The organism is Marinagarivorans sp. (assembly GCF_982758155.1).
On the sequence record NZ_CEXWTU010000079.1, the window covers coordinates 13,510 to 19,878 of the forward strand.

General features: G+C 44.4%; 4 protein-coding genes. 1 reads left to right on the forward strand and 3 read right to left on the reverse strand.

The genetic code is table 11. The features are described 5' to 3' along the window. Positions 1–75: 75 nt before the first annotated feature. Genes AC3A8L_RS10535 through AC3A8L_RS10545 form a run of 3 tightly spaced genes read right to left on the reverse strand, consistent with a single transcriptional unit; the run spans position 76 to position 4,856 of the window. Positions 76–1,599: a SpoVR family protein gene (locus AC3A8L_RS10535; RefSeq protein WP_487962211.1), complete on the reverse strand. Its 1,524-nt coding sequence runs from the start codon at positions 1,597–1,599 to the stop codon at positions 76–78. A gap of 3 nt (positions 1,600–1,602) precedes the next feature. Beyond that, a complete protein-coding gene (locus tag AC3A8L_RS10540; protein WP_487962212.1) occupies positions 1,603–2,877 on the reverse strand; it encodes a YeaH/YhbH family protein in 1,275 nt (424 codons plus the stop codon). Between the two features lie 56 nt (positions 2,878–2,933). Beyond that, positions 2,934–4,856 (reverse strand): PrkA family serine protein kinase, encoded by a 1,923-nt coding sequence (locus tag AC3A8L_RS10545; RefSeq protein WP_487962213.1) that lies wholly within the window; start codon positions 4,854–4,856, stop codon positions 2,934–2,936. Between the two features lie 374 nt (positions 4,857–5,230). Between AC3A8L_RS10545 and galE the strand changes: the two genes are divergently transcribed. Continuing rightward, the gene (galE, locus tag AC3A8L_RS10550) at positions 5,231–6,253 is read left to right on the forward strand and encodes a UDP-glucose 4-epimerase GalE (protein WP_487962214.1); all 1,023 of its coding nucleotides are present in this window, start codon (positions 5,231–5,233) and stop codon (positions 6,251–6,253) included. Positions 6,254–6,369: the final 116 nt, after the last annotated feature.

The following is a 6,369-nucleotide window of genomic DNA, read 5'->3' on the forward strand; positions in this document are numbered from 1 at the left end:
GGGGGGGCGCTATTCAAGCGCCTGGATGCGCCATCCACAGGCTCTCATGCTCAATAAGACTATTATTCAGACTTACTATGAGGTTTGTGCCATTGGCACTTGAATAATAGGCTCAGGACAATGGAAATCTTGTTTCACATCGCCGTTATCCATGGAATACAAGTGAACATCGAAACCCCATAAACGGTGAATATGGCGCAATACCTCATCAGAACTTTTACCTTCAAGCGGCATTCGATTGTGGCGCGTGTGATGCAAAGTTAGCGAGCGATCACCCCGCACAGCAACACTATAGACTTGAATATTGGGCTCTCGATTACTCAGGTTGTACTGCGCCGATAGCGCTTCGCGCACAATGCGATAACCGGTTTCATCATGAATAGCTGCCACATCAATGGTCTGGTTTTTATCATCATCTAAAATACAAAACAGCTTAAGATCTCGCATTAACTTCGGTGACAAAAACTGCAAAATAAAGCTTTCATCTTTAAAGTTACGCATAGCAAAATCTAAGGTTTCTAGCCAATTACTTCCCGCAATTTCAGGGAACCATTGTTTATCTTCTGCCGTAGGATTTTGGCAGATGCGTTTAATATCCTGCATCATATTAAACCCTAGCGTATAAGGGTTAATACCACTGTAATGTTGGCTGTTAAACGATGGCTGGTAAATAACTCCCGAGTGCGACTGCATAAATTCCAACATAAAGCCTTCGGTAATTAAACTGCGGTCGTACATTTCATTCATAATGCTGTGATGCCAAAAGGTTGCCCACCCCTCGTTCATCACCTGCGTTTGCTTTTGTGGATAAAAATATTGCGCTAACTTACGAACAATACGCACCACTTCACGCTGCCATGGCTCTAACAAAGGAGCATGCTTTTCAAAGAAATACAGTAAATTCTCTTGTGGTTCCTCGGGAACGCGCCGGGTTTGTGATGCCTTTTTATCGTTATCATCAGTGGGGATAGTTCGCCAAAGGTCATTCACTTGTTGCTGTAAGTACTCCTCGCGCTCTTTCTGCTGCGCCTCCTCTTCGTGTTGCGATAGCGGGTATGGGCGTTTATAACGGTCTACGCCATAATTCATAATCGCATGGCAGGAGTCCAACAAGTTCTCGACAGAATCGACACCGTATTTCTCTTCACATTTAGCAATATAATTTTTAGCGAAGACCAAATAATCAATAATTGCTGAAGCGTCTGTCCAGGTACGGAAAAGATAATTCCCCTTGAAGAAGGAGTTATGACCATAGCAGGCATGCGCTATCACTAACGCCTGCATCATCATGGTATTTTCTTCCATTAAGTAAGCGATGCAAGGGTCAGAATTAATCACAATCTCATAGGCCAGGCCCATTTGCCCACGTTTATAGCCTTGCTCCACGCCTAAAAATTGCTTGCCATAAGACCAATGATTGTAACCAATAGGCATACCGATGGAAGCATAAGCATCCATCATTTGCTCTGAACTAATGATTTCAATTTGATTCGGATAAGTATCCAATTTGAAATCTTCAGCAATAACACCAATTTCGGTGTCGTACCGCTGAATTAAATCAAAGGTCCATTCCGAACTCGTAGAGATGGGCTTGCTCATAATTTAGGCCGCCTTCTTTTGGAATAACTCACGGAATATAGGATAGATGTCCGCCGCCGTGACTAAATGGCGCATGGCAAAGGCATCCGGAAAAGCTTTGCCGACTTCCTCATAAGCATGCCAAAGTGCCTGATGATCCCGCGGTGTAATTTCAATATACGAAAAATACTGTACCGCTGGCATAATGTTATCGGTCAGTAACTTGTGACATTGCGATGAATCATCATTCCAATTATCACCATCCGATGCTTGTGCACCATAAATATTCCACTCGCTCGCGGGATAGCGATCTTTGATGATTTCGTCCATCATTTTTAAAGCACTAGAAACTATCGTGCCGCCCGTTTCACGACTGTAAAAAAATTCCTGTTCATCAACTTCTTTCGCGCTGGTGTGGTGCCGAATAAAGACCACCTCAATTTTTTCATAATTACGCTGTAAAAAAAGATACAGTAACAAGAAAAAACGTTTGGCTACATCTTTAGTCGCCTGATCCATCGAGCCAGAAACATCCATAATGCAAAACATCACCGCACGCGAACGTGGCACAGGGTGCTTCACTTGCAAGTTATATTTCACATCAAAGTCATCCAACCAGGGGACCGCTTTGATTTTTTTCCGCAATACCGCAATTTCATCACGAAGCGTATCGGCTTCCACCTCGTCTAACTCATTGGCCGCGGGTGTTATCTCTGCCAAGCGGGCCTCTAGCTCGCGTAGCTTTTTGCGTTTTTTACCCGTTAAAGCAATACGCCGAGCATTAGCAGATTTTAGCGTTCGTACGATATTCACCTGCCCTGGGTTACCTTCGTTACTAATACCGGCACGGTGATATTTGAACTCTTCATCACCGGCAAGTTGGCGCTTCACCAGATTAGGTAACGCCAAGTCATCAAACATAAAGTTTAAAAACTCTTCCTGCGTTATCTGAAAAACAAATTCATCGTCACCCTCACCCGAATCACTCGCGCCACTTCCGTTACCGCCACTACCAGCGCCACCCGGTGGCCGCTTGATTTTATCGCCACTCACAAACTCTTCATTACCCGGTAATACCCGGTCACGACGCCCACCGTTGCCGTGATTAAAGGTCGGTTCACTAACGTCTTTTGAAGGGATGGATATTTTCTCGCCAGAATCCAAGTCCGTAATAGAACGCTTATCAATAGCGTCTGATACCGCTTTTTTTATGTGCCCTCGATAGCGCCGTAAAAAACGCTCTCGATTGACAGTACTTTTGTTTTTTGAATTTAGGCGTCTGTCGACTACATAGCTCATAAGCTCTCCTGCATAGGCCCGAAGGCCTCTATAGCGTAATTAAGCAGCAATAACGATTACTGCGATTTACGCACGCGCAGGTACCACTCGGATAGAAGCCTGACTTGCTTCTCGGTATAACCTCTATCCACCATGCGATCGACAAAATCTTGGTGTTTTTTCTTATCTTCCTTAGTCGACTTTGCGCTAAAAGATATCACCGGCAAGAGATCTTCCGTATTGGAGAACATTTTCTTTTCAATCACTGTTCGCAATTTTTCGTAACTGTTCCATGCTGGGTTTTTACCGTTATTATTGGCTCTAGCACGCAGTACAAAATTCACAATTTCATTACGGAAGTCTTTGGGGTTACTAATGCCGGCCGGCTTTTCTATTTTTTCAAGCTCTTCATTCAAAGCGACCCGGTTAAGAATCTCACCGGTTTCAGGATCTCTAAACTCTTGATCTTGAATCCAAAAGTCAGCATAAGTCACATAGCGATCAAAGATATTCTGGCCATATTCAGCATAAGATTCCAAATAAGCCGTTTGGATTTCTTTACCGATAAACTCGACGTACCTAGGCGCCAAATACTCTTTAATAAAGCGAAGGTAACGGGAGGCCACCTCTTCTGCAAACTGCTCTTGCTCAATACGCTGCTCGAGTACATACAACAAATGCACGGGGTTGGCAGAAACCTCTGTCGGGTCAAAGTTAAACACTTTAGACAATATTTTAAACGCAAACCGAGTCGATAACCCGTCCATCCCCTCATCAACACCCGCCGTATCCTTGTACTCCTGAAGCGACTTTGCTTTGGGGTCAGTATCCTTCAGGTTTTGGCCATCATATACGCCCATTTTCGAAAAACTATTTGAGTTTTCGGGCTCTTTAAGGCGAGATAGAACCGTAAACTGCGCCAGCATTTTTAAAGTATCGGGTGCGCAAGGTGAATTTGCCAGCGAGCTAGTCTCTAAAAGCTTTTCATAAATATGAATTTCTTCTGAAACACGGAGACAATAAGGGACTTTTACAATGTAGACACGATCAATAAAGGCTTCGTTATTTTTGTTGTTCTTAAAGGTTTGCCATTCAGATTCGTTTGAGTGAGCAAGTACTACCCCCTCAAAAGGAATCGCACCTAAACCTTCAGTGCTATTAAAGTTACCTTCTTGTGTCGCCGTTAATAATGGATGCAGCACCTTAATCGGCGCTTTAAACATTTCGACAAACTCCATCAAACCTTGGTTTGAGCGACACAAACCACCCGAGAAACTGTAAGCATCTGGGTCGTTTTGAGGAAACTCTTCAAGCTTTCTAATATCAACTTTACCCACTAAAGAGGATATATCTTGGTTGTTTTCATCACCCGGTTCTGTTTTAGAGATTGCCGTTTGATCAAGAATAGAGGGGTAAACCTTTATCACTTTGAATTGGCTGATATCACCACCAAACTCATGTAAACGCTTAACAGCCCAAGGCGACATAATCGTTTTTAAATAACGGCGATTAATGCCAAAGTCTTCTTCAAGAATAGCCGCATCTTCATCCGGGTTAAATAGCCCTAAAGGCGATTCAAAAACAGGGGAACCCTTAATACAATAAATAGGTTCTTTTTCCATAAGACTTTTTAGCTTTTCAGCCAACGATGATTTACCACCACCCACTGGCCCCAGCAAATAGAGAATTTGTTTTTTCTCTTCCAAGCCTTGTGCCGCATGTTTGAAAAAAGACACGATCTGCTCGACAGCCTCTTCCATGCCATAAAAGTCTTCAAAGGCTTCATAGCGTTTGATAATTTTATTTGAAAACATGCGACTCAATCGCGGTTCTTTGGCCGTATCAACCAGTTCTGGCTCACCGATGGCTAGCAGCATTCGCTCAGCAGCACTGGCATACACCGACGGGTCCTTTTTACATAAATCGAGGTATTCCTCAATACTGAACTCTTCTTCCTTGGTTTTTGCGTAACGCTGCTGGTAATGATTAAAGATAGACATTGCTGGCTCCTCACTCTCTGGCAAATCCGTATTGCGGTTATTGTTACCACTGTTACGTCAGACAACCGATACGGCTATGTAATGCTTATTCGCAGGCGCCGTTGGGGCAAACCTACTCAAAAATTGATATTACTATTTGTACTCACCTAACCTTAAAGTAGACCAAAAAACTCTACGACACCGAGATAATTTTAGATTCTTTGTCGTCACAAACTGCATTCCCGGCTTACTGGCCGAACACTGTCAAACGACTGACATCAAGGTGTGCTACCTGTTCTGTCATACAAGAAGCAAGCCATCAATTCACTGCGTATCCATCGTTATTCTTAAATCCAAAGCTATGCCATAATGAAGTTTTGACTGATGGATAACTCATGAAGATATTAGTAACAGGCGGCGCGGGCTACATTGGCAGCCATACCCTAATAGAGCTAATTGCCGCGGGCTTTGAGGTGTGTGTGGTGGACAACCTCTGCAATAGCAGCGCAGAATCGCTTGCCCGTGTAGAAAAAATCACACAGCAAAAAATTCCTTTTTATCAAAGTGATGTCACCGACCGCAACGCTCTACGCGCCATTTTTGAGCAAGAAGGTAACATTGAAGGCGTGATTCATTTTGCGGGCTTAAAAGCCGTTGGCGAGTCTAATGAAATTCCGCTGCGCTATTATCATGTCAATGTTGAAGGCTCTGTCGCTGTCGCCGAAGTAATGAATGAGTTTGGTACTCAACATTTACTTTTTAGCTCTTCAGCTACCGTTTATGGCGACCCGCACACCGTGCCCATCAAAGAAGACTTCCCTACGGGCGCCACAAACCCCTACGGCCGAAGCAAACTTATGGTCGAGGAGATTTTGCAAGATACCTGTAAATCACCCAGCAACGCGCTAAAGGTGGGCTTGTTGCGCTATTTCAACCCTATCGGCGCTCACGAAAGCGGCACCATTGGCGAAGACCCGAAAGGTATTCCCAACAACCTGCTTCCCTTTGTAGCTCAAGTTGCGGTTGGCAAGCTACCCAAATTAAGAGTATTTGGCGATGACTACAACACCGTAGACGGCACAGGCGTGCGCGACTACATCCATGTTGTAGATTTAGCTCGCGGCCATGTCGCCGCACTAAAGAAACTCACGGGCAATGACGCTGGCAGTTATATATGGAACCTCGGTACAGGCCAAGGTAATAGTGTTTTAGAAGTGGTTAAAGCTTTTGAAAAGGCGTGCGGTAAAAGCATCCCCCTTGAGATTGTCCCGCGCCGCGCTGGCGATATTGCCGCCTGCTACGCCGACCCCTCATTCGCCAAAGCCGAGCTTGGCTGGTCTGCTCAATACAATATTGAGCAGATGGTGAATGATACTTGGCGCTGGCAGTCTAATAATCCCAATGGCTATCGCGATTAAGATGATTACCCCACCATAAAAAACGGCCGCATTTGCGGCCGTTTTTTATGGTGAATAGTTGTTAGGGACGAGGAAACAATATTTCATCCAATAATACTTGATCTCGACCTCCTTAC